The 26,245-nt window shown below is 68.0% G+C and carries 20 protein-coding genes and 1 pseudogene; 15 read left to right on the top strand and 6 right to left on the bottom strand.

Going from position 1 to position 26,245, the window contains the following annotated elements:
- The first annotated feature begins 25 nt into the window (after positions 1-25).
- The 3 genes from ACFYML_RS19345 to ACFYML_RS19335 all read left to right on the top strand — a co-directional run bounded on the left by ACFYML_RS19345 (position 26) and on the right by ACFYML_RS19335 (position 3,210).
- Positions 26-757 carry a hypothetical protein gene (locus ACFYML_RS19345; RefSeq protein ID WP_387421912.1) on the top strand — a complete coding sequence of 244 codons (732 nt, stop codon included), beginning with the start codon at positions 26-28 and terminating at the stop codon, positions 755-757.
- Between the two features lie 169 nt (positions 758-926).
- A complete protein-coding gene (locus ACFYML_RS19340) occupies positions 927-2,144 on the top strand; it encodes a helix-turn-helix domain-containing protein (RefSeq protein ID WP_387421911.1) in 1,218 nt (405 codons plus the stop codon).
- A gap of 76 nt (positions 2,145-2,220) precedes the next feature.
- Positions 2,221-3,210, top strand: coding sequence for a DUF932 domain-containing protein (locus ACFYML_RS19335; protein ID WP_387421910.1), 990 nt, complete (start codon positions 2,221-2,223; stop codon positions 3,208-3,210).
- A 142-nt stretch (positions 3,211-3,352) separates the two neighbouring features.
- Here ACFYML_RS19335 and ACFYML_RS19330 read toward each other — a convergent pair whose 3' ends face one another.
- Both ACFYML_RS19330 and ACFYML_RS19325 read right to left on the bottom strand, forming a co-directional pair.
- A complete protein-coding gene (locus tag ACFYML_RS19330; protein WP_387421909.1) occupies positions 3,353-4,966 on the bottom strand; it encodes a hypothetical protein in 1,614 nt (537 codons plus the stop codon).
- The gene (locus ACFYML_RS19325; protein ID WP_387421908.1) at positions 4,959-5,534 is read right to left on the bottom strand and encodes an IS607 family transposase; all 576 of its coding nucleotides are present in this window, start codon (positions 5,532-5,534) and stop codon (positions 4,959-4,961) included. Before ACFYML_RS19325 ends, ACFYML_RS19330 begins: the two co-directional genes overlap by 8 nt.
- 354 nt (positions 5,535-5,888) lie before the next feature.
- On the opposite strand from ACFYML_RS19325, the gene ACFYML_RS19320 reads away from it, so the two are divergent.
- On the top strand, positions 5,889-6,911 hold the full coding sequence (locus ACFYML_RS19320; protein WP_387421907.1) for a C40 family peptidase: 1,023 nt from the start codon (positions 5,889-5,891) through the stop codon (positions 6,909-6,911).
- Here the strand turns inward: ACFYML_RS19320 and ACFYML_RS19315 are convergent.
- Entirely contained in the window at positions 6,908-7,663 is a 756-nt protein-coding gene (locus tag ACFYML_RS19315) for an XRE family transcriptional regulator (RefSeq protein WP_387421906.1), read from the bottom strand. The two genes, ACFYML_RS19320 and ACFYML_RS19315, sit on opposite strands and share 4 nt — an antisense overlap.
- Positions 7,664-8,150: 487 nt before the next feature.
- Between ACFYML_RS19315 and ACFYML_RS19310 the strand changes: the two genes are divergently transcribed.
- Together ACFYML_RS19310 and ACFYML_RS19305 are read left to right on the top strand one after the other, a co-directional pair.
- Positions 8,151-8,915 carry a helix-turn-helix domain-containing protein gene (locus tag ACFYML_RS19310; RefSeq protein ID WP_387421905.1) on the top strand — a complete coding sequence of 255 codons (765 nt, stop codon included), beginning with the start codon at positions 8,151-8,153 and terminating at the stop codon, positions 8,913-8,915.
- Between the two features lie 584 nt (positions 8,916-9,499).
- Positions 9,500-10,168 carry an SGNH/GDSL hydrolase family protein gene (locus ACFYML_RS19305; protein ID WP_387421904.1) on the top strand — a complete coding sequence of 223 codons (669 nt, stop codon included), beginning with the start codon at positions 9,500-9,502 and terminating at the stop codon, positions 10,166-10,168.
- Positions 10,169-10,386: 218 nt separating this feature from the next.
- Here ACFYML_RS19305 and ACFYML_RS19300 read toward each other — a convergent pair whose 3' ends face one another.
- Positions 10,387-10,770, bottom strand: a complete 384-nt coding sequence (locus tag ACFYML_RS19300) for a hypothetical protein (RefSeq protein ID WP_387421903.1) — start codon at positions 10,768-10,770, stop codon at positions 10,387-10,389.
- Between the two features lie 502 nt (positions 10,771-11,272).
- Between ACFYML_RS19300 and ACFYML_RS19295 the strand changes: the two genes are divergently transcribed.
- The 4 genes from ACFYML_RS19295 to ACFYML_RS19280 all read left to right on the top strand — a co-directional run bounded on the left by ACFYML_RS19295 (position 11,273) and on the right by ACFYML_RS19280 (position 14,986).
- Positions 11,273-12,160 carry a hypothetical protein gene (locus tag ACFYML_RS19295; RefSeq protein WP_387421902.1) on the top strand — a complete coding sequence of 296 codons (888 nt, stop codon included), beginning with the start codon at positions 11,273-11,275 and terminating at the stop codon, positions 12,158-12,160.
- The gene (locus ACFYML_RS19290) at positions 12,157-12,855 is read left to right on the top strand and encodes a hypothetical protein (RefSeq protein ID WP_387421901.1); all 699 of its coding nucleotides are present in this window, start codon (positions 12,157-12,159) and stop codon (positions 12,853-12,855) included. Before ACFYML_RS19295 ends, ACFYML_RS19290 begins: the two co-directional genes overlap by 4 nt.
- A gap of 485 nt (positions 12,856-13,340) precedes the next feature.
- Positions 13,341-14,327, top strand: coding sequence for a hypothetical protein (locus ACFYML_RS19285; RefSeq protein ID WP_387421900.1), 987 nt, complete (start codon positions 13,341-13,343; stop codon positions 14,325-14,327).
- Positions 14,328-14,389: 62 nt separating this feature from the next.
- Positions 14,390-14,986 carry a hypothetical protein gene (locus ACFYML_RS19280; protein ID WP_387421899.1) on the top strand — a complete coding sequence of 199 codons (597 nt, stop codon included), beginning with the start codon at positions 14,390-14,392 and terminating at the stop codon, positions 14,984-14,986.
- On the opposite strand, the gene ACFYML_RS19275 is transcribed toward ACFYML_RS19280, so the two are convergent.
- A complete protein-coding gene (locus ACFYML_RS19275) occupies positions 14,963-17,584 on the bottom strand; it encodes a transcriptional regulator (protein WP_387421898.1) in 2,622 nt (873 codons plus the stop codon). The genes ACFYML_RS19280 and ACFYML_RS19275 overlap by 24 nt on opposite strands.
- Before the next feature lie 294 nt (positions 17,585-17,878).
- On the opposite strand from ACFYML_RS19275, the pseudogene ACFYML_RS19270 reads away from it, so the two are divergent.
- The 3 genes and pseudogenes from ACFYML_RS19270 to ACFYML_RS19260 all read left to right on the top strand — a co-directional run.
- Positions 17,879-18,841 (top strand): annotated as a pseudogene (locus tag ACFYML_RS19270) (hypothetical protein); the annotation flags it as partial.
- Between the two features lie 261 nt (positions 18,842-19,102).
- Positions 19,103-19,804: a hypothetical protein gene (locus ACFYML_RS19265; RefSeq protein ID WP_387421937.1), complete on the top strand. Its 702-nt coding sequence runs from the start codon at positions 19,103-19,105 to the stop codon at positions 19,802-19,804.
- Between the two features lie 103 nt (positions 19,805-19,907).
- Positions 19,908-20,159, top strand: a complete 252-nt coding sequence (locus tag ACFYML_RS19260) for a hypothetical protein (protein WP_387421897.1) — start codon at positions 19,908-19,910, stop codon at positions 20,157-20,159.
- A 56-nt stretch (positions 20,160-20,215) separates the two neighbouring features.
- Here ACFYML_RS19260 and ACFYML_RS19255 read toward each other — a convergent pair whose 3' ends face one another.
- Positions 20,216-23,974: a carbohydrate-binding domain-containing protein gene (locus ACFYML_RS19255; protein WP_387421896.1), complete on the bottom strand. Its 3,759-nt coding sequence runs from the start codon at positions 23,972-23,974 to the stop codon at positions 20,216-20,218.
- A gap of 197 nt (positions 23,975-24,171) precedes the next feature.
- On the opposite strand from ACFYML_RS19255, the gene ACFYML_RS19250 reads away from it, so the two are divergent.
- Complete coding sequence (locus ACFYML_RS19250; protein ID WP_387421895.1) at positions 24,172-24,759, top strand: IS607 family transposase; 588 nt, start codon at positions 24,172-24,174, stop codon at positions 24,757-24,759.
- Positions 24,756-26,132 (top strand): IS607 family element RNA-guided endonuclease TnpB, encoded by a 1,377-nt coding sequence (tnpB, locus tag ACFYML_RS19245; RefSeq protein WP_387421894.1) that lies wholly within the window; start codon positions 24,756-24,758, stop codon positions 26,130-26,132. The genes ACFYML_RS19250 and tnpB overlap by 4 nt, the downstream gene beginning before the upstream one ends.
- Positions 26,133-26,245: the final 113 nt, after the last annotated feature.

Below are 26,245 nucleotides of genomic sequence, written 5' to 3'. Positions count from 1 at the left end.
ACCCCTTCCAAAAGGAGGCCTCCTCGTGTTCCTGTCCGATCCCGCGCTGCGACGCATCGCCGCCGAAACCAACGACGTGCACCGAGAACATCTGTGGCGCCACGACACCGCCGCCCTCGACCCCCTCAGCGACCTCGCCCGCCTGCTCCACAAGATCACCCTCGGGTTCAACGACACCACCGCCACCCTCGACAAGGCCCTCGCCCGACTGGTCGAACAGACCGAGGCCGCGCAGCGGCAGCTTGCCGCCCACGCGGACCGGCACACCCCCAGCCACGCCCAAGCCCTGACCGACGTGCTCGCCGCCAGCGAACGCCACGCCGCCCTCGCAGAAATGCTCGTCAACGCCTACCGGGCCTGGCGCAACCACCACCGCAGCGGTGACGGCGATGAGCGGTACCTGCTACTGCAGCCCGGCGACCCCTCCTACGGCGTTGCCACGCTGCGCCGGCACGCGCCGGACGCCTGGCTGGTACTCCCCGACCCGGAGGCCGCCAACGCTTTCTACGTGCCCTACCCGTGCCGCATCGTCGGCGAGGTCTGCCAGACCGACAACGGGTGGGCACCCGTCGCATGTACCAACCCGGAGCACCGCGACACCCAGCCCGCCATCACCTACCACCTGCCGACCTGCAACGACCTCCCGGCCGCATGCCGGTCGCTGCTGCGGTGGTGGCACCTGCGGCACTCGGCCGCCTGGGCAAACCGCACTCCCGCCCAGCTGACCCCGGCCGAAGCCGCCGGCCTCTCCGCCTAAGGACGGCCCCTGTCCGGCACGTATCCGCGAAACCGGAAGCCACCGGCCACCCGTGCCACGACGCATCCCACGCCTGCCGCGCTGGCGGCGGCCCACGCCCCGGGCGCACCACAGCCCCGGCACAACCGTGCCGAGCTGCCCAACGAGTTCCCGAAGGAGGAACCCATTCATGGATAACCAGTCCCCATCCCTGTCGCCTGCCACGCAGGCAGTCCTCGACGCGCTGACCGCACTCGGTCAGGGCAACGTCCACGAGATGGCCGAAAGGTCGGGCAAGGCCCGCTCCACCACCGACAAGGCCATCAAGACCCTCGCCGACGCCGGCCTGATCGTCGCGGTCGACACCGGCGCAGACCCCGCCGACGGCACCCCCACCAGGTGGAGGCCCGCTACCCCACCGGCCGGCACCGAGCCCCAGCCCGAAGACCAGACCGGCCCCACCGACGCCGCCCTCAACCCCGATGACGGTGACGACATCGACTCCACCAACGACGGCAGCACGGCCGAGACGGACCACGGCAGCAGGACCGACCACGACCCCGCTGCCGAAGACTCTTCCGGCGACACCCCGCAGCAGACCACGGACCCGGCCGAGAAACCCGCCGACGAGCCCGACCGTGACGGTCACGACGAGAGCACCAGCACGAACAACGCCCCCTCCGTCCAGCCCAGCCGCCCCGGTGACCGCAAGGTCATGGCCATCAAGGGCGTCCTGGCCGACCACGACGACGGCGCAACGCTCGACGTGATCGTGGCCGAGAGCGGCATCGGACACCCCACCGCCGCCCGCCTGCTGACCGCGATGGAACAGGCCGACGCCGCCCGTCGCCTGCCCGGCCTACCGCAGCGGTGGGTCGCCGGCCCCACCAAGGCCAGCGAGGTCGACCCGAACCCGCAGCCGCCCCGCTGCCCGCTGTGCTACCAGGTCATCCGCGGGCCGGCGAACACGCCGAGCGCCACAGCGACCGTGCTACCACTCATCCGACCTGACGGCACTCTGCACGTCGTCGGGCCGGACGGCGAGACCCACGTCGTCGCTCTGCCCACCCGCACGACGGGCATCACCAGGAGCGTGGGCCGCCGCAGCGACGTGACCATCAACGCCGACGGCAGCCAACCGTTCGGCCGCGGCGAGCTGGAGAAGCTGACCCTCGACGTCCTGGCCGCCAACCCCGGCAAGGCGATGACCCCGCAGGACATCGCCACCGAGATCGGCGGGCAGCTCGGCCGCACCGTCAGCTCAGGGGCAGTGCGCAACAACTGCACCAAGGCCGCCGCCGCGAGTCGCATCGTCATGGTCTCCGACGCGCCGCTGACCTTCGCCTACCCGACACACGCCGACGCAGGCAGCACAGAGCAAGGCGACAACGCCACCGAGCAGCCCTGATCCCACCCATCCCAAATCCCATCCGGGGGCCGAGCCGCGCGCTTGGCCCCCGCAGCGCATCGAGAGGGAAATCCCCGTGCCGCACGAACTCGAGACATTCACTGACGGAACGACCGCCTTCGCCAGCGCCCGCTTGTCGGCCTGGCACCAACTCGGCACCGTCACCCAGGACACCATGCGGGCCGAAGAGATCATGGCTGCCGCCCGCCTCGGCGACTGGGGCGTACGCACCATCCGCACGGTCGGCATCGACATAGAGGATGGGATCGAGATGCAGATCCCCGCCGACGACAAGCGGATGACCGTACGCCGCAACCCGGTCACCGGCCAGACGGAGTACCTGGGCATCGTCGGCACCGACTACACCGTGGTCCAGAACGAGCAATGCGCCGAAATGTTGGACCGCCTCGTCGACCAGGTCGGCGGCGCCCACTTCGAAACCGCCGGCAGCCTCCGCCGCGGCAAAAGCGTGTTCGTGACCATGAAACTGCCCGACGCAATGGAAATCGCCGGAGTGGACCGCATGGACCTCTACCTGATCGGCACCACCTCCCACGACGGCACCGCCGCGCTACGCGTGGACGCCAGCCCGATCCGGATCGTATGCGCAAACACGCAACGCGCCGCCTTCGCGCACGCGGTCGGGCACTACACGTTCCGGCACACCTCCAACGTCAACTCCCAGATCAGCCAGGCCCGCGAGGCGCTGGGCCTGATGTGGAAGTACATGGAGACCTTCGAGAAGGCCGCCGAGCGGATGCTCCACACGGAGCTCACCATGCGCGAGTTCGAGAACGTGGTGGCGCAGGTGTGGCCGGTCAAAGACAACGCGTCCGAGAAGACCAAGAACAACGCCAAGCAGCGGCTCGGCACGCTCAAGTACCTGATCCGCGAGGCCGACACCCAGAAGGCCATCGCCGGCAGCCGGTGGGCCGGATTCCAGGCCATCACCGAGTACCTCGACCACTACCAACCCGCCAAGAACGAAACCGCCCGCGCCAACCGGGTGCTCACCGGCAACGTCGGCGACCTGAAGCTGGCCGCCTTCGACCTGCTGAAGGTCTGACCGCATCCCTCGCTCACCGGCCGGGGCGGCGGCCACAATGCCGCTGCCCCGGCCCGCAAAGGAAGGGACACGCCCCATGACACAGCCGAGCGGGGATCGGGTCGGGCAGGCAGCCGTTGAGCTGCCACATCCGCCACCGTTCCTAAAGACTGAGCATGGGTTGCACAGGCTCAGTCGCGTGCCCCGAACGGTGTTGGGCACACTGGTTTCCCGCGTTCGCTCCGCGTCCGGCTCCATCGGATCGTGTCCGTGGTCCGGGAATGTGGGGGCGGGTTCCCTCGCGCCCTCGGGCACCAGGTTCGGCCTGGGCGCTCCGATGCCCGCGGCGATCGCTCTGGTCGTCGGGGGGCGGTGTCGTCCGTCGCCGGATCGGGTGTCCGAGGGCGCGTCGCCCGATCGCGACGCTAGCGGCGTCGTGACGGGTGGTCTTGCGGTTGGTGCTGGTCAGGGGGCGCTGCCAGTGCTGGGCGCCCCATTTGGAGGTGTAGGCGGGATCGACAGCGACGATGGTGATGCCCAACTCGGCCGCCATGCTGACGAGCCGGGACCGCAGCTTGGCCACTGGCATGCCGGAGATGAGCTTGCGGAACCGCTTGCGGCGGCCGTGTTTCTCCCGCGTGGTCTGCGCTGCGAAGTCGAGGTTTTCGATCGCGATGTTCAGCCCGTGCCGCTTGGCCCAGTGCAGAAGCCGGATCAGGGCGTGCCGTACCTGTGCGTCACGATGGTCCGCGTTGCCGGACAGGTCGTAGGAGAAGCGGCGCGGTTCACCGACTGGGTTGCCGTGCTCGTCCAAGCGCCAGGCGGCGAGATGGTCGGCGTTGGTATCCACACCGATGATCCCGTTCACCGTGGCGGTGGCCAGCGGCATGGTCCGGGCCGCAGGGATCGTCCACGACGCGGTCACGTACCAGCGGCGCCGGTCCACGTCTTCGTGGATGCGGTAGGCCACCGCCCGGTTGGCGGTGATGCGGTCGCGCCAGGCATCGCCACGGTGTGGGAATGACACCTTCGCGGCGAGCACGTACCGGCCGTGCTTCGCGTTGGCCAGGTGCGCCAGCGGGGCCGGGAGTTTGACGGAGACCTCGCCACCGGGGGTGACGCGGATCGTCTCGTTCCCGTGCCGCTTCCCCGACTCGCCGTCGGCCTGCAGGAACCGCCGTTCGGCCTCCCACCGGCGCCGCCACTCGGCCTCGGTGAGCTGGGCGGCGTCGAGGTGGTTACGGTTCCGCAGCAGGCGCTTCCCGCCCCGGACGACACGGACTCGGCCCGCGGCGCGGTCGTTGCGCTCACGCTCAAGCCGGTCCTGGAGCACATGCAGGCGCCGGATCTTAACGAAGCGCTCCTGTGCGGTGCGGTAACCGCCCGGAGCCCGCCTGCTGCCCTTCTCACCCATCGGCAGCGACAGCCGCTGCGCGATCATCTTGATACCGGCTTCGAGGCCCTGGATGTGGGCAAGCTGAGCGCGGCGCGACAGCGCCCACTGGTCGTGCGTGGCCTTCGTGATCGACCCGGCCCAGCGGGAGGACGACTCTAGCGTCAGGGCACGTTTCCGCTCGGCCCAGGCGTCGCTGTCGTGGTCGAGGCCGGTCACGCAACGGGCCTTGAGGTCCTTCCCGGCAAGCCTGCCGAGATGGTCACCGACCAGCCGCAGAACCTCCTCATCCTCACTGGTCAACCCCTTGAGCCGGTCGCGAATCGCGACACCGGACGGGCCGACCGCGACGAACGGCGCATCGATCGGGCGCAGCTCACCCATGCCAGGCGGCCTCCAGCGCCTTCCGTGCCCGATTACGAGCCGAGCGGCGGCCGTACAGGCGAGCGCAGAACGAGGTCAGCACCTCCACCATGTCCCGCACCAAATCGTCGGCAACCTCGCCGTCATCGAGGACGACCAAACGGCGGCCGTGCGCGGACAAAGTGGCCTCAACCAGCTCCACATTCATCCACCCAAGGCGGTCCTTGTGCTCCACCACCACGGTGGTCACGTCCGGATCGGCGAGGAGGCGACGTGCCTTGCTGCGGCTGCCGTTCATCCCGGAGCCGATCTCCGCCTCAACACGCACGATACGGTGACCGGCCTTCACAGCCCACGACGACAGCCGGGCGACCTGGCGCTCCAGGTCAGTTTTCTGATCGTGGGAGGACACACGGGCATACAAGCCCAGCCCTCCGACAGCTTCCGGAGTGGTGTTGGCTTCGACGTTCACCAGGATCATGCGCGGCCCAACACGCTGAGCGGGCACGGGAAGCGTCCCGTTACGAAACCAGCGATACGCCGTGTGGGGACTAATCCCCTGCGCTCGCGCCCACTCAGTCAGATTCACGCGAAGACCGTAGCACCACCCACCCAGACTGCCCTTATGCACACTCATGCACACTCATTCGAGGGCAGTTCCGACCCCCGCCACCGACGGCAGTCGGTGTGCGGGCGGCCTGCCGCCGCCGCAGAAATCGACAGCCAGCACGACTTCTACGACGCCAGCGTGATCATCGAGCACCTCCTACGCCAAGCCGCCCACGTACTCCCAACCTCCATCAACTGACCCGACCGCTCAAGGTGGGCCGCCCGCGCGGCGGCCCACGCCCTTTTGTGTTTCACGACCCGAGGAGAGCTATGCACCGCGCGCACCCGCGCGGACACCGGCCCTTTCCTGTTTTGAACGGGAGGCAATCACCACATGACCAAGGTCATCATCGGCGTCTTCGCCGTCGTCATCGTCGCGTGCTTCGGCGTGCCCATGCTGCTGCTGTCGGCCGTCATGGGCGGCGGCTCCGGCGGGTGCGGCATCGTCACCGCTCCCGCCGTGCGCCCCTCCGGGCAGCCACCCGGCACCGGTAGGTGGGACACCGAACAGCTGGAGATCGCCTCCACCATCATCGACGTCGGCGTCGCCAAAGGCACACCCCGCTGGGGCTGGGTCATCGCCGTCGCCACCGCCATGCAGGAATCAGGCCTGCGCAACCTGCCCCACCTCGGCGACAGCAACGACCACGACTCCATCGGAGTGTTCCAGCAGCGCCCAAGCCAGGGCTGGGGCAGCGTCGCGCAGCTGTCCGAGCCCGCCTACCAGGCAGGCAAATTCTTCGACAAGCTCCTCACCATTCCCGGCTGGGAGTCGATGCCCCTCACCCAGGCCGCCCAGGCGGTCCAGGCCTCGGCCTTCCCCGACGCGTACGCCAAGTGGACCGACGACGCTCTGCACCTGGTGGAGCAGCTGACCAGCACCCTCGCGGACTGCGCCACCGACGCGCTCGCCGCCCTCCCGGACGGGTTCACGCTCCCCTCCAACACCCCGCCCGCCGTCACGACCGCCATCTTCTGGGCCGTAAACCAACTCGGCACCCCGTACCACTTCGGCGGATCATGCACCGACCCCCACTCCGGCAACCCCGACAAACAGTGCGACTGCTCGTCCCTCATGCAGTCGGCGTACCGAGCGGCAGGCATCTCGATCCCCCGAGTCACCACCGACCAGGCCAACGCCGGAAAGCCTGTACCCGACCCGGCGCTCCTGCTCCCGGGCGACCTCATCCTCATTCCCGGTAGCCAAGGCACCATGGCCTACCCACGTCACGTTGGCATGTACCTCGGCGAGGGACTTGTCATCCAAGCCCCGAAGACCGGCGACGTCGTGAGGATCACTCGGCTGAGCAGTTGGATCAATCAGATCGCCGCACTTCGTCGCATCGTTAACAGCTAATCGCTGTGAGTCGTTGTGGCCCTCACGACGTGGGCGATCTGGTCACTGGTGAGCCGCCGGGCGTCCCAAGCCAGGGCCGCGATCTCAGCGCATGCGGGATGCACCTGGGCGTCCTCAACCGCTGGTCCAACGCCAGCGAGCGCGACCATGTCCCCGGGCGTGTACCCAAGAAGATGCGCGAAGGCCGTCACATATTGAGGTGTTATCACAGTCTTCCCTGGACCAAGCATCGCGACCGTCGAGGCGGACACGTACGGGCCGCCGCCGACCTCGTACAGGATCTGGGCGCACCACGGGCGAATGTTGCGGTTCCTCGCCAGCCGAAGCATCAAGGCTCCGGGTCCCTCCGGATAGCCATCTGTCGGCATGGGATCGGTCCGATGTTCTACTGGCAACGACCGAATCGACTCGTTGAGGCGGCGGCGTTGCTCAGGCGTCATCTTCACAGCCGTGCGGATGATCTCCCGTACGTCCCACGGCGATGTCGGCCCCGCGGGCGCCAACTCATCCGGCACCGGCAGTCCCGCGATGACGAACATGTCAGCGGTGCGGATGCCGAGAGCCGGCCCTAGGAGTCGGAGGAGCTCCGGACTTGGTTCGGCACCCTTGATCACCGCATCGAGGTCGAGGCTCGGTACGCCAGCATCTCGCGCCAGGGCGGCCGCCATGTCCTCGATTGACGTCTCGAGCAACAGCCGGCGGTATGCCAAAAGCCGCCACAGGCGTACCCCGAACGGGGATCGCTCGACCATCGCCCAACCCTAACTGCCCGGGCGACACAGGTCAGCCAGCCGACTGGGCCTTGGAACCCGACCTGGTTCGAATACAGGTACTTCACCAGTTGCCCCGTCAGATGAGGGCTGATTGAGCGCCGACCTGCGGTGAAGTCCGGTGCGGTGACTCCGGCACCAGGTCGGCGGCCGGGTCCAGCAGTGCGCTCAGCCGCCCCGAACCCGTGCGTCGTCTGGCTCAGCATCTGATTTGCGGCGCCGATGACGTCCGCTGGCGGTCCCGGCTGACGTGGCTTGACCCCGGCAACGGATTGAGCGTGGATCAGGTCCGCCGGTGGCTGATCCATCGGCGACAGTCCACAACATCACCAAACGGCCCGACAGGGCCTGCTGACGAAGAGGCGGGTTGCGATGGCCAGTCCTGTGCTGGGCCCACAAGCTCCGCCGTAGATCGCTGCCGTGAGCGATCGCAAGACCCGCCTTCACCGCCATCCTCAGGTACTCCGGCATGCCCGCCGCGGCTGCCAGGAGCAGGCTCTCACGCCGATCGTCGACAGATTCCCGGGCCGCGGTGAAAAGCGCCGCCGCAACGGACGTTCGCCTACGTATCGCACCGCCGCACCGGAAGTGCCGGCGGTGTCAACCCAGAGATCGGCCCGGGGCGCCACGACAGGCGCCACGGACCCTGACGGACGGAGATCCGCAAGCCATGAGTCAAGCCGTCAAGGCTGCCCTGCTTACCACGAAAGATCTTGGGAAGAACGAGCGAGCGGTGGCCATCGCCATCGCCGCCCACTCCAACCATGAGGGCAACGCCTGGCCATCCGTGGCCACCCTCGCCGAGTACGTCGGCTGCTCCGAGCGCACAGTGCAACGATGCCTGGCCAAGCTCGTGCAACTGGGTCGTCTCGTCGTGTCGAAGGTCGCCGGCATCGCCACCCGCGTCTATCGATTGGTGCACCCGGATCGACGGGCCACCGCCGCAGCGGGGGTGACAGAACAAGCGTCGGGGGTGACACATTCGCCTGCCGGGGGTGACAGCCAGAGTGTCACCCGAAGTACTGAAGACCAATTGAAGGGTGATGCGCCCGTGAGCGCTGCGGGGTGGCGGCGGCTTCTGCCGACGAGTCGGCGGGCTCCGGCGCCAGCCGGGACCGACTGGCGGCGCGCGGCCACGCCAAACGCCGGCGGCCGGTGCCAGCGTCCTGGGCATATTGGTCAGCCCGCTGGCCGCTGCGTCCCCTGCCGTTCCGAGGCGATCGAGCGCAGGTGAACGGTTCGACGCCAGGGCGGCGTGGACCCCGGCATCGGAGCCCATGCCGCTGCCACGGCGACCTCACTGTCACAAGCCCACGGCGGCAGGATGCCCCTGGCTCAGCCGCAATTGCCCCAGCTCTACCGGCCGGCCGGGTACACCAACGTCACGCTGCGCCAACGCGTCCGCGTCTCGATCGGTGGCGACACGATGCGACTGCGCCTGAGCAAGGGCTACGGCAGCGCCCCGCTGGCGATCCGCACCACCACGCTCGCCCGTCCCGGTGCCCGGCCCGGCGACGTCGATCCGACGACGCTGACGCCGGTCACCTTCTGCGGCTCGCCCAACGTCCGGATACCACCCGGCGCCGAGATTGTCTCCGACCCGGTCCGGTTCGCCGTGCCCACCGGCGGCGATCTGATCGTCAGCAGCCACCTGCCCGGTCCGACCGGCCCGCTGACCTACCACGAGAGCGCCCATTCGACCGGCTGGCTGGCGGATGGCGCACTCACCGACGTCGCCAGCGGCGCCGTCTTCTCCCGGCGTACAACCTCCTTCTGGATCCTGGCCGGTGTGGACGTCTGGACCGAGGTGGACGGGGGGTGGTCTGCTTCGGCGACTCCATCACCGACGGCACCGGCTCCACCCCCGACGCCGACCGCCGTTGGCCCGACCGGCTCGCCGCCCGGATGCTGGCCGGCCCGCCCGAGGAACGGTTCGGGTTGCTCAACGCCGGCATCGGCGGAAACCGGCTGCTGCTCGACGCCGGCAACCCGGGACAGGGCGTGAACGCGCTGGCTCGTCTGGAGCGCGACGTGCTGGCCCGAACCGGGGTGTGCACCGTCGTGGTGCTCGAAGGAATCAACGACATCCAGCAGGACCCCTCGGAGTACGACCCGGGGCAGCTGATCGCCGCGTACCGGCAGATCGCGCTGAGGGCCCACGACCGCGGGCTGCGGGTCGTCGGCGGCAGGATCCTTCCGTTTCAGGGCTGGCACAAGTGGACGCCCGAGCGGGAGGCCGTCCGGGCCGCGGTCAACGAGTGGATCCGTGGCACGGACGAGTTCGACGGCGTCGTCGACTTCGACGCCGCGACCCGCGACCCCGGTCAGGCCGCTGCGGCTCCTCCCGGCGTACGACCCGTCAGGCCGGCCTCAGCTCAGCCGCAGATTGTGCTGTTCGAGGGCGGCCTCGATGATGCTCAGTGCTCTCGGCCCCATGCCGTGCAACCTGGCAAGCTCTGCGCGCGGCACACCCGCGAGCTGGCGTAGCGCGATATAGCCGGCGGCGTTCAGCGCCCGCGTCGCCGGTGCGCCTATCTTCGGCAAGGTGTCAAGGGACGAATTCACCGCTCGATGCTAGGCCGCCGATCCCACGCCCGATGCACTTGTCGCGGCAGATCCGGATGGTGGCGTCGGCTGCTCGACACCGTCGCCGGTCACGGGAGCGGCGTTGGAGGGAAACCGGTGATGCTCACCATCGGGTGGCGTCAGTTCGGCGGGCTGGCGCTCGCACTAGGTTCGGTGCCGTCACCGGCGGGGGCGCAGACCTTCCAGGTGCCGTCCTCCTTGCGGAGGAAGTGCAGGGTCACGGTGGGCTGCGCCGGGCGCGTGACCTGGGCGCTCGCGATGTCGGCGCTGATCCTGACGTCGGCGATCGTCACTGGCCGGACCGAGGGCGGGTCGGCGAGTGGTTCCGAGGAGGGGTCGAAGTCGTCGTCCCCCATGAACTCCTCGACCTCCGCCGTACACAGCAGGTTGAGGATGGTGGACTGGTCCTCCCGGTCGACGGCGGCCGCGAAGTCGTTCACGAGACTACGGATTCGGCTCTCCTCGGTGACGGCGGGCGGCTCGGGTTCACCGGTGCGGGTCATCAGGTACGCACCCAGGCTGCAGGCCGTGAGCAGCACGACGCCAGTGGCTACCGCGGGGATGATGGGAACGCGGCCGCGAAGGCGGCCGGTGCTTGAAGGTCGGGGCTTCGGTTCGTCGGGTGTTGGTATCCCGGACAGCGGCAGTTCTGATGACGGTGGCGCAGCCGACCAGGGGGCTGGCTCGTCGGGGCGCGAGAGTGTGTGCTGGCCGGGCGGGTGCGGTCCGTGGGCGATCGACGGTGGACCGGGGCTGGGGGCCGGCGGTGGAGGGCCCGCTGATCGGTGCGCCTCGGTGGATGCGTCGTTGTCGGGCGGCGGGGGCTGTGTTGGCTGGTCCGGTTCGTGTGACATGAGCGCCTCCCCCAGGCATGCCGCCATCTAGGAGATCCACCGTACGGACGTTGGCCACGCGCGACGTCCGATACGGATGGTCGTCCTTGGACATTGCTTCTGCTCGATACCCTGTGGTTCGCAGAGTAGCAGCGCATTACACGGGGGGTCGATGATCATGTCGCTAGCAGCGTCAGCGCGCCGATGCGCATACCTGCTCGTCCTCGCCCTGACCTGCTTGTTCTTGGTGGTGCCGAGCAACGCCGCGTCCGCGAGCCCGGCGGACCTGTGCGTCGAGCCGCTCGCTGACATGCAGGCAGTCATGGGGAAGATCGAGGCGCATAACGCAAAGCCGCGTCTGTTCGAACTGCCTCGGCAGCGAGCTGCCTACAACGCATACAACGCGGAGGCCCGCCACCTCAACAGGGAGAAAACCAAGGCGCTGTCGCGGCTGCGGAACTGCGTCAAGGCGATGAAGACGCTCGAGGACACCGCCGCCGGATCTCCGGAACTCGGCATCCCCAAGACCCCGACACTCAAAAACATCGAGGACGCCATCAAGAAGGTCCCGGCCGGTTGGCGGCCGCCACCACCACCAGTACGGGGCAACCACTGGCGCGTCCCGCCGGGGCTTAAACCCATCTACGACGTGCTACGACCGGTGTCCCCGCCGAGATTCGGCAACGTGCCGTTGCGTGGCCAGCCCCGCCCAGCGATCAACGCACCCGACCCCGCCTATCCACCGGGATCCGGATACCGTATCGGACGGTTGCCTGGCGGACGGTCGAAGGTGACACCAGATCACATCATCCCGCTAACCGAGATAATGCAAATGCCTGGATTCTTGAGGCTCACGCCGCGCAACATGTACCACCTGGTCAATGCGCGGGTGAACCTGCAATGGTTGTCGAAGAAGGCGAACGACTCGAAGTCCTCGCGCAGTGTCGCAGGGATGACAGGGGTGGACCCGGCCTGGCAGGCGAGCCAGGTTCTCCTTGAGGACAAGGTACGCCGGATACTGCAGGACGCGATCAACACGCTGCTGAAGAGCCAGAGATGAAGGGACCCGCAGTGCCGCCCTTTGATTCCGATGCCATCGCAGCCACCTTGCCGAGCCTGGACCTGGTGTTCGTCGAGGCGGGCTCGTCTGAGGTGCACCGCCTGCCGCAGCAGTGGCAGCCGGTCGCTGCGGACACCGATCCCGGGAACCGGCTGGCGATGGCCCTGGCACTGTGGAACGAGCCTTTCCTGACAGCCCTCCCCCGGTTCACCACGGCGCTAAGGACTCAGTTCGTTGACGTCAGGCCATGCCTTGCAGACGGCGAGCCGGCCTTGGTCTATCTTGCGACTGACGACGCCGGCGACCTGGTGTCGTGGATCGGACTCGACCCGGCCGGCTTCGTCGAACCTCATTTCTGGGGGAACTTTCCCGGGCCGTTGCGGGTTTTTCAGCGGCAGGTTCATGCCGGATTCACCTCTGAGGAACCGGACACGTTCGGGCCGATGCACCCGCGATACATGGAGACCATCGCCGAGCGGGCTGGGGAGCCCGACGGCTTCCCGGACTGGGACGAGGTCCAGGAGATCGCCTCGACGCGGTTACTGTTGATTACGTCCAACGGGAGCCAACTCGACTATTGTGTGTCCCCCGACATCGAGACCGACATGTTAGCCCTCGTGCACGAGGGTGACATCGACCCCACCCCCTACGGTAAGGCTTTGGACAACCTGTTCATGCTGCGCTTCGAGTGGTAGACGGCAGCTACGTCGCCCAAGCGTCCGCCCCTACCTCGGCCCGAGGAAAGGGCGTCGTGTCGTGGCCGCGAGGTGTCGGGCGTCCCATCGAACCGCATGACTTCGCCCGCGTCGTCGTCGACCCCCGCCAGCCGAACCCCTCTCACTGCAGATTCCTGGATGCGGCAACCAGCCTCGACACAGCCAGTCGTATCAACGAAAATGCTTGGATGAGACGCCGGCCATGGTATCTGTGGGCGACAATCGCAGCGGTTGGAACGGCCTGCCTGATCACGGCTTCCCTCATCTGGGGCGGCCAGGCGATAGAGTTTGCAAGCTGGGTAGCCGGGATTGGCAGTCTTGTCCTGGCGGCAGTGGCTCTGCTGCCGCGCAGACCGACGCCGCCTGCGGAGCCGACCTTGATCGTGTCCACCCACGAGGGCCGGACTTCTACCCTGCATGACGACGCGGGGAGCCTGCGTTACATAGCTCGACACGACGGCGGAATGCTGCTGATCGAGCCGGAGATCCCCTATCTGAATTCGGTGCGCGATGGCGACGAACTCACGCCACTACACTATTGGCACAGCCCTTGGGAGAAGTCGTTCCACTGGCCGATCCTCGATATCAAAATCGTCAACAACTCGAACAGGACAGTTCTGTTCCACGAGGCAGCGCTGCACGTCAAGGCGTCCCGACCAGATCCACGCCCCGTACCGGTGCTGCACGGGGTGGCGTACGGCACATTTTTTGACCTCCTCAATTTGGGCTGGGGCCCCATGACGAATTGCTCTTTGCGTTTCCAACTCCGAAGGCCCGGGGGCCCTGACGGGGGGAAAGACTTCGAGGCACACTTCGACGTGTCGGCAGGTGGAGGGACCAGAGTGCCCTTGGAGGAGCAGTTCCTTGACGTGGGCGTCGATGTACCGCTACTGGAGAAGCTGAGCCGGTTGGGGTACAGCTATGGAGATTACTTAATACGCAGCGACGTGGGGCTAGGCAGACTCGTCGATGACTCGTCAGGTCCCCGGCTGTGGCGGCTGGACAGGGCCGAGTACGAGACATTACGACTTCGCGCCCTCGGCCCGTTTCCCGACGGGCATGTGGAGCTCGCCGGAACGCTGCAGTACGACCAAGCCGAGATAGACGGATCGCACACTCGTCGCACGAACGCGATTCGATCGGCAATATCCCTCAACGAGCCCCTGGCCGGTGCACCCCTACCGCCGTCGCACAAGTATCTCGTGCAACTCCGTAGCGATGGTAAAAATTACATCGAGACTCTCCCGGTATCCCATTCTTTGGCGCCAGGAGAGAGCGACCGATTCCTCATCAGCATCGCGGCGGATCGGTCATCGGTGCATGAACTGAGCCTGCAATTACGGTACAACGATGACAGGGTGGTCGCCTCCGGTCCGATCAACTTGACGCTCTTCCGCTCAACCGCCGACGAGATGCCCGCCTCGCCCGTCGATCATCAAGAACCTGCCTGACTGTGCCGTCCGGCCGCCAGTGGGCCGTCCTGCGGTTCGGTGGCCTCCTCCCGGTGGCAGCCATGGCCGCCCTGGTCTCCTACCGACACCTGTCCGGCCTCCTCGGCCACTACGGCGAGGACGCCGTCACGGTCACGGTCGGACCGCTGGCCGTAGACGGCCTGATGCTCATGGCGACCGGGGCCCTCCTGGCGACCGGCCGCCCGACGGCCGCAACCGCCGCCTCGGCCACCCAACGGACGCCTGGGCGAGACGGCGACGTGCCGGAGGCCGCCTGGCCGCAAGCTACGGCCACTTTGGACACGACCACCCGGACGGGCGACGGGCGGACCGCCTCGGCCACAGCCACGGCCGCCCGCCGTCGCCGCGTCCGGCCAAGTTCGCCCCTTGCTCGCCAGGCGGACATGGCCGACGACATAGCCGCGAAGGCGGCCGCCATCGTGGCGGACCGGTCGGACGTGACCGCCGGGGACGTGGCCGCCGAGATTGGCCGTGCGCCGAGGATGGCCCGGCGCTATTTGGCCGCCCGTCCGCGCCAACCTTGCGGACGCGTGACCGAGCTGGTGCCTCGTCACGACCTTGAACGGGTAATCCGGGTGCCGGCTGGCTGTGCGTCAGGGCCGGTGGTGCTGTCGCTACGTGGCCAGACTTCTGCATAGCTGGTTCGCCTGCGTGATGGTCGATTCTTTGGGTTCGGCGTCGAGGTCGGCGAGGGCTTTGGTCAGGGCGCGCTGGAGGGTGCGGATGCCGTCGGCGTCGCCGAGGGCGTGGCGGGCGTGCATGGCGCGGGTGTAGAGGGTTTCGTTGTAGCGGTCCAGGTCGATGGCCTTGGTGAGTAGGTCGGATGCGGCCTGCGGATCGGTGTCGAGCAGGTCGTCGGCGAGTAGTAGGTGGGCTTCGGTGCCCCAGCGGCGTACGGTCTCGCGGTGTGGCTGGAGCCATTCGTATTCTTGGCCTTCTGCGAGGGGTGCGGTGTAGAGGTCGCAGGCGGCGGTGAGCAGTTCGCGGCGGCGTGGGCCGGTGGCGATGGCTGCGGCCCGCAGGAGGTCACGCAGCGTCCAGACGTCGACGTCGATGGTGGCTGGGTCGAGCCGGTAGCGTCCGGCGGTCTTGATGACGTAGGCGTTCTTCGTCTCGGCGGTGCCGGCGCGGCCGAGGACGTGTCGCAGGTTGCTCGCGTTGGTGTGTACGCGTTGGTCGGCTTGGCTGATGCGGGCGTCGGGTTCGAGGTATTCGCCGATCTCGCGGGTGGTGACTCCGTCGGGGTGGCAGGCGAGGAATACGGCGAGTTCGAGGGCTTTGGCGCGGAGCGGCCGGCCGGGTTGGGTGATGTTGTCGATGTGCGGCTGCCCGAGCACCCGCAGCTGCGCTTTGCCGGTGACGGCAGGGGCGGACTGCGTGGTGACGGGGGCAGGCTGGTCGGCTGGGTCGGTGTCGGTTCGGTTGGCGTGCAGTGGGACGACCGTGACTGGTAAAGCGGGTGAGGCGACGGCGGGTGGTTCCCCGGTCTGCGCCTCCCGCAGCGTGGTGAGGATGTGGATCGCCGGGTCGGGCTCAAGTACGGGCAGGCGCGGTGGCAGCGGCTCGGCCGCCTGGCCCGACACGAGTGTGGTGTGGCCGTCCGGACTGACCTCGACGGTGGCGCCGTAGGCCCACTCGCCGAGCAGCAGGGCGGACACGTGCAGGTCGCCGCCGAGGGCGAGCGCGGTCTTGGTGCGCATGCGGGCGCTGGCGGGTGGGGTTTCGGTGATGAGCATGGTCGGCGGCAGTGCTTCCTCGTCGGGGGCCTGTTGGCGCAGGGTGTCCAGATCGGTGAGGGCGTGCTCGTCGAGGATGCGGCTGCGGTGCAGGAGTTTGGCTTCGATCACGGTGAGCGCGTCGTCGACGCTGTCGGTGACGTGGAGCCGTGGCCATGGGCTGAGGGCCATGGTGGCGGGGCCGAGCAGTGTTTCCAGGGTGGCGGCGTCGATGATGACTTCGCCGCGGGCGTCGGGGTGGTGCGGGCCGCCGGATGCCAGGACGGCGACGAGGGTGGCGCGGGCGGCGGCGTGCGCGCCGTTGCCGACGATGCCGGTGCCGCCGGGTGGCAGCGGTGCGAGGTCGGGCACGAGCGCGGGCGGCTCGTTCGGATTCGGCAGTTCGGGGTTGCGGGCCACGACGCGGCGCAGGTGGCGCACCGGTGGTGGTAGCTGCGTGGGTGGGTCGGCTGCGGGCTCGCCGGTGTATCGGCGGCGGCGTTGTGCCCAGACCAGTACGGCGGCAGCGCTGATCGCGGCGGCGAGTGACCAGGGCAGCCAGGTGGACGGTGATAGCTGCACGCCGTGCTCGTCGGTTGCCACGGTCGGGCTTTGCGTGTCGCTGATGCCCGGCGAGGCGGACGGCGACGCTGACGCGGTGGGGGTGGGGGCCGCCGGCGGGGTAGGCGATGTGGATTCTGGCGGGCTCGGGGTGGCCGTCGGTGTGCTGCTGGGGATTGCTGCTGCTTCTTGTTCGGTCGTGGCGGGCGGCACTGTGGGACTCGGCGAGTCTGGGGCGGCACTCGGCGATGCCGAAGGAGCCGCGGTCACCGGTGGTGGCGTTGGCGCAGCGGGCGGGGTCGCCGGTGTGGCACCGTTCGGCGGTCGGGCGTCGGCTGGGAGCCGCAGTTCCCAGCCGGGGTAGATGAGGCTGCAGTCGCGCAGGGTGCCACCGACTTGAGGGAAGTGGCGGTGTTTGTTCAGGCGGCAGATCTCCGGCCACCTCTTGGCGTCGCCGAGCCACTCCTTGGCGATCTTGGACAGGGTGTCGTGCCGCTCAACGGTGTAGACGTAGCGGGTGTCGGCGACGTGGATCAGCGCGGGTCCTCGCGCGACGGCTTGTCGAGGAATCACGCCGGTGCTGTCGGCGGAGGCGACGACGGCCGCCAACGTGCCACCGTCCTCCCCCGTGTTGAGGGGTCCGACGGAGGTGACGGCGATCGCGGCGGTGCCGGCAAGGCCGAACACGAGCCGGTGTAGCGGTGCCGGCAGCCGCAGCGCGGGGATCCGCCACCGGGTCAACACCGCGAGCAGCTCTGCGGTCAGGAGCAGCGCGCACGCTGCCCAGAACAGCCACAGCATCCAGATGGCTGCGCCAGTAAGCACATCCGGGGTGAATCGCCCGCTGGGCTCGTCGAACCAGGTGACAACTTGCGGCCACGTCGGCAACCGTCGCACCGGGGCACCACCGACGATCCACAGCAGAGCCGGCACCCCGACCAGGAAGACCAGAGCGCCCACGACGGCGCGGATTACCCCAACGGCAGCCGACCGCCGCTCTGGCGGTCGGGGCGATGACGATTGGTGTGGGGCATAAACCGTGGGACGCACATATTCGGCCAGCCGGTTGCCTCTGTTCGGGGACTGCTGCGGCACGCTGCCTCCATCCGCCGATGCTGATCTTCCTTCCGCATACACGACAATGGCCGTCGATGGCCATGTCCTCAAGAAGGATTCTCACCATACGCGCACAAAAGATCACTGCGCGGGACGGTGGTTGACGATCCACTCCCCTGTCGGGAGAAACTGCCGCACATGCCAAGCGGGGGCGTCCGCCTATCCATCGATCTCAGTTCGTCGGCCATCGCCGCCACCGTCGACCGACACGGCGCCCGGATCCCCGTCATGCTCGGCGGTGGTCTCGTCATGCCGCACGGCGTCGCCCTCGACCCTGCCGGTCACGTTCACGTCGGGGTGGCCGCAGCGTCCCAGCCGTCGGCGGACCATCAATTGTTCAGTGACCCGCTGGAGCTGCTTGGCAGGACGGAGGCCGACCAGCCGGTCGATGGCGTGCATCTGCTCGCCGCACAGCTGTGGCATGTCGCTGACCAGGCCGCCCGCCAGGTCGGTGAGCCGATCACCGCCCTCACTGTGACCATCCCGGCAAGCTGGGGACCACGCCGGAGAGGACAACTCACCGACGCAGCTACCCAAGCCGGCCTGCCCGCCCCCGCCATGGTCACCGCGCCGGCAGCGTTGGCCGCCTACACCACGGCCCACGGGGTCGCTACACCTGACGGCTCCTGCCTGCTGATCTGCCAGGCCGACCGCCATCCGGTCACCCTGACGATCCTCCAGGTCGGCGCCGACGGGTACCGCGAGCTGGCGACCCGATCGATCGACCTGCCCCGCGACGTGAACCAGGTTCTCGCCCAGCGAATCGTTGACGCGGCCACCGAGGACGACGACCCACTGCGAACCGAGATCGCTCACCCCACACAGGACCAGAACAATCGAGCGCTGCTGGAATCCATCCGACATGCCAGACAGCTGTTGACGGCGCAGGATCGCGCGCCGGTGCTGCTCCCCGCACCCCGCAAGCCCGCGGTCATCACCCACGACGACGTCGCCGTCGCCGCGCAGCCCCTCCTCAACAGGGTTCACGACGCGGTTCGAGACATCCTCGACGCCGCTGACATCGACAGGCAACATCTCAGCAGCGCCTTCCTCCGGCAAGCCGAAGCGATACCCGGCCTGCAAGACCGTCTCGCCACAGCCACCGGCCGCACCCCGGCCACCCTTACCGGCCACTCCCACGCCCTCGCCGACGGCGCTCTGGCTCTCACGGCGCCACACCACCACACAGCCACCGCCGCCAACACACAGCTACCACGCGTCCGACTCCGCATCCGGGACCTGACCAGCGCCCTCCTTCTCGGCGCCTGCTCCCTCACACTGCTACTCCAAGCGATCTTCACCGCAGACATCACCGCCACCTACGCTCTCCGGGTCGTCGGCGTCCGCACCTCCCTACCCCAGTTGGGCACCGCCGGCGCACTCGCCATGCTCACTGCCTTCGCCGTCGCGCACCTCGCCCCCACCACCTGGCTCGCCGGAACACCCACCACAGCAGCACCCGAGCCCGCGGCCGGCAGCCTCATCCGGCGCGGTTACCTCGCCGCCGCCGTCGGCGGCGCGGTCACCGCCGCCCTCTACGGCCTCGCCACCGGCACCTCCGTCCAATTCGACTACAGCCAATACCTGAAATGGACGCTCGGCTCCGCGCTACCTCTCGCGGCCTGCGCCGCCGTCATCGCCGCCGCCGCACCCCGGATCCCGGTCCACGCCCTGCCCGCCTGGCTCGCGCGCACCAGACCGGCGATCATCCACGCCGCCATCGCCGTCGCCGGGATCTACCTCATGCGAGCGGCGCTCACGCTCACTGCGCCCGTCGACCTGACCGGCATGGAAGGCCTCATGGGCAGCATCGGAGCGGCGCTTGTCGGCGTCGGCACCGGCCTGACCGCCAGCCGAGGCCGCACCATCCGCACCATCACCGCAACAGGCCTCGCCATCGGCTACGCCATCGTCTTCACCAACAACACCCACGGCGCGCTCATCGTCGGCTACCTCGTCGCCCTCACGTGGTGGGGCGTCCGCCTCACCGCACACACACTGCAACTTGCATTCCCTACCGCAGGCGCAGCCCTCCGCCGCATCGTCGACGGACGAGACACCTGACGCGCTCGGGCCAGCTAGGCCGCCCGCTGGCCATGCGGTAGCTGGGTCCAACGCACGCCGCATCGACCGGCAGGTCGACGACCTGGTTGCCGAGGCCCACGAGATGCCGAGCGTCGGGGCGTACCAGGTGATGGTGCGCCGCTATGTCGAGGGCCGGCTGGCCGAACTGGCCAGGGCGTGGGGCAGGGCCGCGGCCGGCTTCGAGTCCGGCCTGCTCACGGTCTTCGAGGACCTGACCGGTCGCGGGCAGGCCGCCCCGCTCGGGGCGCTCGCGATGGCGACCGGACGGCCGCGAACCGACCTCGACCATCTGCTCGATGTGGCTCGCCAGCGGAATGATCACGATTGGGCGTAGCTCATCCGGGCAGCGGGAGTGGCACCGACCTGGGTGTGCCACTCCCGCGAGGCGCGTCAATCTGCTTGTCCGCCGACCACCTTCGTGAGCTTGATGTAGTCGATGACTATCGACCCTGGTTTCACGGCCTCAAAGCGGATCGGATGCTGTCCGGCGTTCGCGAAGGTCACTCGCCCCAAGTTCACCGGGATGTACTGGTTGGCTGTCGAGCTGTTCTGGTCGACCGCTGCCCCGCTTGCGACGCCGTCCACGTAGGCCTGGACCGTCGCCCTTCCGGACGTGTTTGTTTTGTACTGGTACGAGACGTCGTAGGTCCCCGCGACGGGAACATCGACGAGGAACTGGATCCACTCCCCGGCCGGCACCGAACTGGTCTGCAGGTACGTCCTCCCGTTCGTCGAGGAGGTGGACAGGGTGATGCTGGGGACGCTCCTCTCGACCGAGCCCAGCTGCGACTCTCCCTCGATCACCAGGTCAGGTGAGACGGCGATCCGGTACTCCGCTCGCGTCATGCCGTCTTCCGCAGTGACAGCCAGGATGTCCCCGGTGTCGATCAACGCTTCCGCGCTCCTCGGCCGGCCGTCGGGATCGGTGACCGCATACGTCTGGGCGGTGCCGTCCGTCGACTCGATCTGCGTGGTCAGGTCGGCCGTGGTGGACCCCAGTACCGTCGTGACGACCATCGTTTCGGTGTTCAGGTCTGTCACGTTTTCGTGGCCGCTCCGCTTGAGCTGGATGGCGGTGTTGTGCGGGTCCTTCACTCTCGGCGGATAGGCCTGGGCGTCCGAGACTGTCACGTTGGTGAGGTCTTGGAGTGGAGTCAGTTCGTTTCCCCAGGTGCCGTCGTAGAAGGCGGAGTTTCGGACAGTGATGTTGCTGGCGTTCTTCAATTCGATGACGCTGGGGTTGTTCCTTCCCCTCACCATCGTCAGGCCGTCGAGTTCCGCGTTCTTGACGTCGTCGAGCACGAAGGCGTAGCGGTCGTCGTTGCGCTCGAAGTTCGTCGTCACGTTTTTGAAGCTCAACCCCTGCACGTGCCGCGCCCAGAACCCGTAGGAGGGCTGCACCCCGAAGTCGGCGACGTTGTACTTACCCACGCCCAGCTCGGGAGGGCTGACCTGCGAGTCCTCGTAGCTGTTGCCGCCCTTCACCAGCACGTTCACGTTTTCGAACGTGACGTTCTCGACGTAACCGATGGTGCGGCCGTCCGGGAGGGCCGGTCCGCCCTCACCGACCTTGTAGCCGGCGATGATCGGCGTCGCCTTGTTCTGGTTGGTGTAGGGAACCCATCGCTTCGAGGGGTCGCTGTACTGACTGCCCCCGTAGACCTCCTCGATGTTGACGTCCTTGATGTGCACGTTGCGGACATGCCCGATGTTGACGTTGGTGCTCAGCAACTCGTCCCGCTGCACACCGTTCTCCCAGAACTTCGTTCGCTGCGCCTGTCCGCCGATCACCCGGCCCCGGTTGGAGATCGAAATGAAGAAGGGTGCTCGCGTGCGTCGCATCTGCGCCTGGTGGTGGACCGGTCCGGTCTTACCCGAGTTCAGGTAGATGTTCTCGACGGTCGCGCCGTCATTCGTGGAGATGGAGAAACCGGCCTTGTTGCCGGCCAGCACATAGATGTTGTCGACGTAGGCGTTCCTGATGTCGTCGGCTGTCTCGCTGCCGATCTGGAAGAGGTTGCAGTTTGTGTCACCGATGATGTTCCGGACGTAGAAGTCAGTCGCCGGCCTGGTGAACCCCAGGGAGGAGTCGCTACCGGGTTTGACGATGTCGTCGGACGTCCCCTTGGCGTAGATGTTCCTGGCGGTGACGTAACTGCTCCCCATGTAGTCGAAGACGTCTCGCGCTTGACCACCCTTGCCCTTGTCATAGTAGAAGTCGTGCGTGTTGATGTGGTCCGTGCCGGTGGCCAGCAGTGCGAAGTGTCCGGCGTTGTCGACCCTCAGCATGTTGCTGATGTCCGTCTGCTTCGACTCGGTCGTGCCGTCCTTGCGCAGGCTCTTGATGTAGTACGGCTGGTCGGTCGTGGGTGAGTTGGTCTCCTCGTACCAGAGGTCCAAGCCGTTGTCGAGCCCGCCGAACTCGACGTTGGTGCTGAGCTTCAGGGTCACCATCTTGTCGGCCCTCAGGTCCGGAGCGTTGTCCATGACCTTGTCGGTGGTGACGATGTTGCCGTTGCCCGTGATCCGGCCGTTCCCGATGATCTTGACGTTGTCGACCCGCTCGCCAAAGAACATGCTGTTCCTGAAGTACGTGTGGCCGACATCCTGCTTGGTCGTGTAGTTCTCGGGGTCCTCATAGGGTCCGGGGTCGGTCGGGGACGTACCCGAGCGATACGCCTTGTCGGAAAAATACAAGGCCTCGGGGGCGTCGGCGCCCTTGATCGCGGAGACGGTCGCGTCCCTGTCGACGTACAAGTAGACGTTGCTGAGCAGGTGGACGGTCCTGACGTTGAACGTACCGTTCTCGAACAACAGCGTCCCGCCGCCGATCTCGTTGAGGTAGCGGATCGCCCGATTTATCGCCTCCGTGTCGTCGGCAAGCCCGTCGCCCTTGACCCCCATCAGCTTGGCGTTCAGCTTGCCGGCGAAGAACGATGCGACGTTCGACTCGCCATGGTTCTCACCGCCTCTGACGTCCAGCTTGAAGTCGTACTCGGTGTTCGGTGTCAGGCCCTTGACCTCGACCTCGCCGGCGCGGCGGTCGACCGTGGCGTTGCTCTGCGTCCAGGTTGCGCCCTGGTCCGTCGACTGCAGCAACCTGACGGACACCGCGTGCTGGGGCGCCGTCCACCGCAATCGCGCCTTCGTGTACGTGTCCGGGGTTTCCCGGTAGGTCAGGCTCTTGTCCAGCACCCGACGGAAGTCGCTGACGGTCTTGACGGCCTGGAGGGTCGCCGTCACGGCCGGGCTCCTCAGCTTTTCGGGCTCCGAGGTGGTGTAGGAGGCTTCGAACGAGTAGCTGCCCTGCTTGACCGAGACGTGCGTGAACCGGATCTGCAGGTCGGCACCGTTCGATGGCCTGAGGTCGAGCCCGCGGAACGTGATGACTTGGCTGCCGTCTCGAGCGTCCTCGATCGTGGCCGTCCCCACCTGCTGGAACCGGTAGCCCGCCGCGACCCTGCCGACCGACTGTGTCGCGAGCCCGGACAGTCTGACTTCTCCGCGACCGATGACGTTGACGGTCGTGTTGTCCATCGTGGCGCGGATCCCTCGCGGCACCTTCACGCGCACGTCGGTGGCGGGACTTCTCATCCCGGAGGTGAAGTTCAGGACCACGTCCGAGGCGGTGTTCGCGGTGATGGCGTCGTGTTGCAGCTCCAGCTGGCCGCGCACGGCACCCTTGACGATGTCGATCGTGTACTGGTGCGTCGTGTGTCCGGCGGTCACGGTGAGGACGTCGCCCGGCACGACGCGGTCGGTGGCTTGCTTCTGAGCACCCTGCGAGTCCTCGACCGTGTAGGTCTGAGCGGAGCCGTCCTTGGCGGTGATCTCGTTCAGCAGCTGGTCCACCGTCTTGACCTCAAGCGTGGTGCGGCCCTGACCCTCCGGCGTGTCCACGGTGTAGATGAACGTGTCACCGGAAGCCAGGGTGATGATGCTGCTCGAGACGTCAAGGACGTGGATGCCCTCTGCCGAGGGGACGACGGCCACGGAATCCGGGACAGTGTCGCGGCTGACCGGTGCGGGCGCTGCGACTGGTGCCGCGTCAGGCAGCCGCCCGCCTGCGGCAAGGGCGGGTGGGGAGATGGAGAGCACCAGAGCCGCCAATGCACTTGCCAGGAATATCGCGCGGGTGGCGTTCGTCATCGTTCCACGACCTCTACCTTCGATCTGCCTGGCAGCGTGGGCTCGCCGACCCCGGGGAAGAGTCGCACCTGACCGTAGTTCCGGTGCGGGCCCGCAGACCACCAGTTGCCGTGAGTTGCCATGGCGCGTGGTGAGGGGTTAACAACTGCTCTCGATTGAGTGCTCTCTAGCGCCCTTGCGTGTGCTATGGTGATCGGGTGAACTTGAAGGAGTGGGCGGCGTCTCAGGGCATCGCGTACGTCACCGCGCGGCGGCAGTACGCGGCGGGGACGTTGCCCGTTCCTACTTATCGGCTGGGTCGACTCATCATGGTGGGCGAGCCGTTGCCTGCTGCCTCGGCTGGCGCCGAGCGGGTGGTGGTGTACGCCCGGGTGTCGTCCGCCGACCAGCGCGCTGACCTTGACCGGCAGGTCGCTCGGGTCGTCACGTGGGCGACTGGGCGGAACCTGCCGGTGTCGCAGGTGGTGACCGAGGTTGGATCCGCACTGAACGGGCACCGCAAGAAGTTCCTCGCCCTGCTGCGCGACCCGGCGGTCACGACCATCGTCGTGGAACACCGGGACAGGTTCGCCCGCTTCGGTGCCGAGTGCGTCGAGGCGGCGCTGGCCGCGCAGGGCCGCAAGCTGTTGGTGGTTGACCCGGCGGAGGTCGACGACGACCTGGTCCGGGACGTCACGGAGATCTTGACCGCGTTGTGCGCGCGTCTGTACGGCGGCTGTGCGGCTGGGGCGGATCGGGCGCGCCGGGCGGTCGAGGTCGCCACCACACAGGACCCGCCGTCGTGAAGGCGATACAGGCCTACCGGTTCGCTCTGGACCTGACGCCGTTGCAGGAGCGGGTGGTGCTGGCGCATGCGGGCGCGGCCAGGGTGGCGTACAACTGGGGCCTGGCCAGGGTGAAGGCGGTCATGGACCAGCGCGCCGCCGAACGCTCCTACGGCACGCCCGACGAGCTGCTGACTCCGGCCCTCGGGTGGAATCTCGCCGCGTTGCGCAAGGCGTGGAACGCGGCCAAGTCGGATGTGGCGCCGTGGTGGGCTGAGTGCTCCAAGGAGGCGTTCAACACCGGCCTGGACAACCTGGCGCGCGGCTTGAAGAACTGGTCGGACTCGCGTACGGGTAAGCGGGCTGGGCGGCGGGTGGGATTTCCGCGGTTCAAGTCGCGCCGTCGCGCCACCCCCAGCGTCCGGTTCACCACCGGCGCGATCCGGGTGGGGGCGGACCGCAAGCATGTCGTGCTGCCCCGGCTGGGCCGGTTGAAGACCCACGAGTCGACCCGCAAGCTCGCCCGCCGTTTGGAGGCGGGCACGGCCCGGATCCTGTCCGCGACCGTGCGCCGTGACGGCGGGCGGTGGCATGTCGCGTTCTGCGTCGAGGTCGAGCGGGCCGAGCGCATCCCGACGCGCCCGCAGGCGGTGGTCGGCGTCGATGTGGGGATCACCCACCTGGCGGTGCTGTCCACCGGCGAGATGGTGCCCAACCCCCGGCACCTGGACGAGGCGGCCCAGCGGATGCGGCGTCTGGCCCGGCAGATGTCCCGGCGCGTCGGGCCGGACCGGCGCACCGGCCTACGGCCCTCGAATCGGTGGGAACGCGCCCGCCAGCAGGTCGCTCGCGCGCATGCGCGGGTGGCGAACCTGCGCCGTGACGGCCTGCACAAGCTCACCACCCGCCTCGCCGGCGAGTACGGCACGATCGTGGTCGAAGACCTCAACGTGGCCGGCATGCTGCGCAACCGGCGGCTAGCCCGGCAGGTCGCGGACGCCGGCTTCGGTGAGATCCGCCGACAGGTGGCGTACAAGGCTGAACGCAACGGCGGCCGGCGGATCGTGGCCGACCGCTGGTATCCCTCCAGCAAAACCTGTTCGGACTGTGGCGCGGTGAAAGCCAAGCTGCCGCTGCGTGTCCGAACCTACATCTGTGACTCGTGCGGCTTGGCCCTCGATCGGGACCTGAACGCCGCGCGTAACCTCGCCGCGATCGCGCGTGAGGTCACCACCGCCGGGAGTGGCCCGGTGGCAGGACGTGGAGCCGACCGTAAGACCCGCCCCGGCGGGCCGGTGGCCATGAAGCGTCAACCCGGCCCCGCTCAGGCGGACAAGACCGGGACCGTCCCACCGCAAGGCGGGACATGCCGATCAGTCGCTAGAGCGCACTGACAGGTAACGGGCCGCAGGAGGCGACCCCGCCGCACCCCGAGCGGATGTCGCTGTCGGCGGTCCCGTCGGGCACTCCCCCACCGCGCCTGGGGCCACCATCCGGCACCGGCTCG

The organism is Micromonospora sp. NPDC007230 (assembly GCF_042869115.1).
In the GTDB taxonomy this organism is placed as follows: Bacteria; Actinomycetota; Actinomycetes; order Mycobacteriales; family Micromonosporaceae; genus Micromonospora.
Note: the sequence above shows the minus strand (reverse complement) of the source record. Positions and strands in the feature narration are given on the sequence as shown.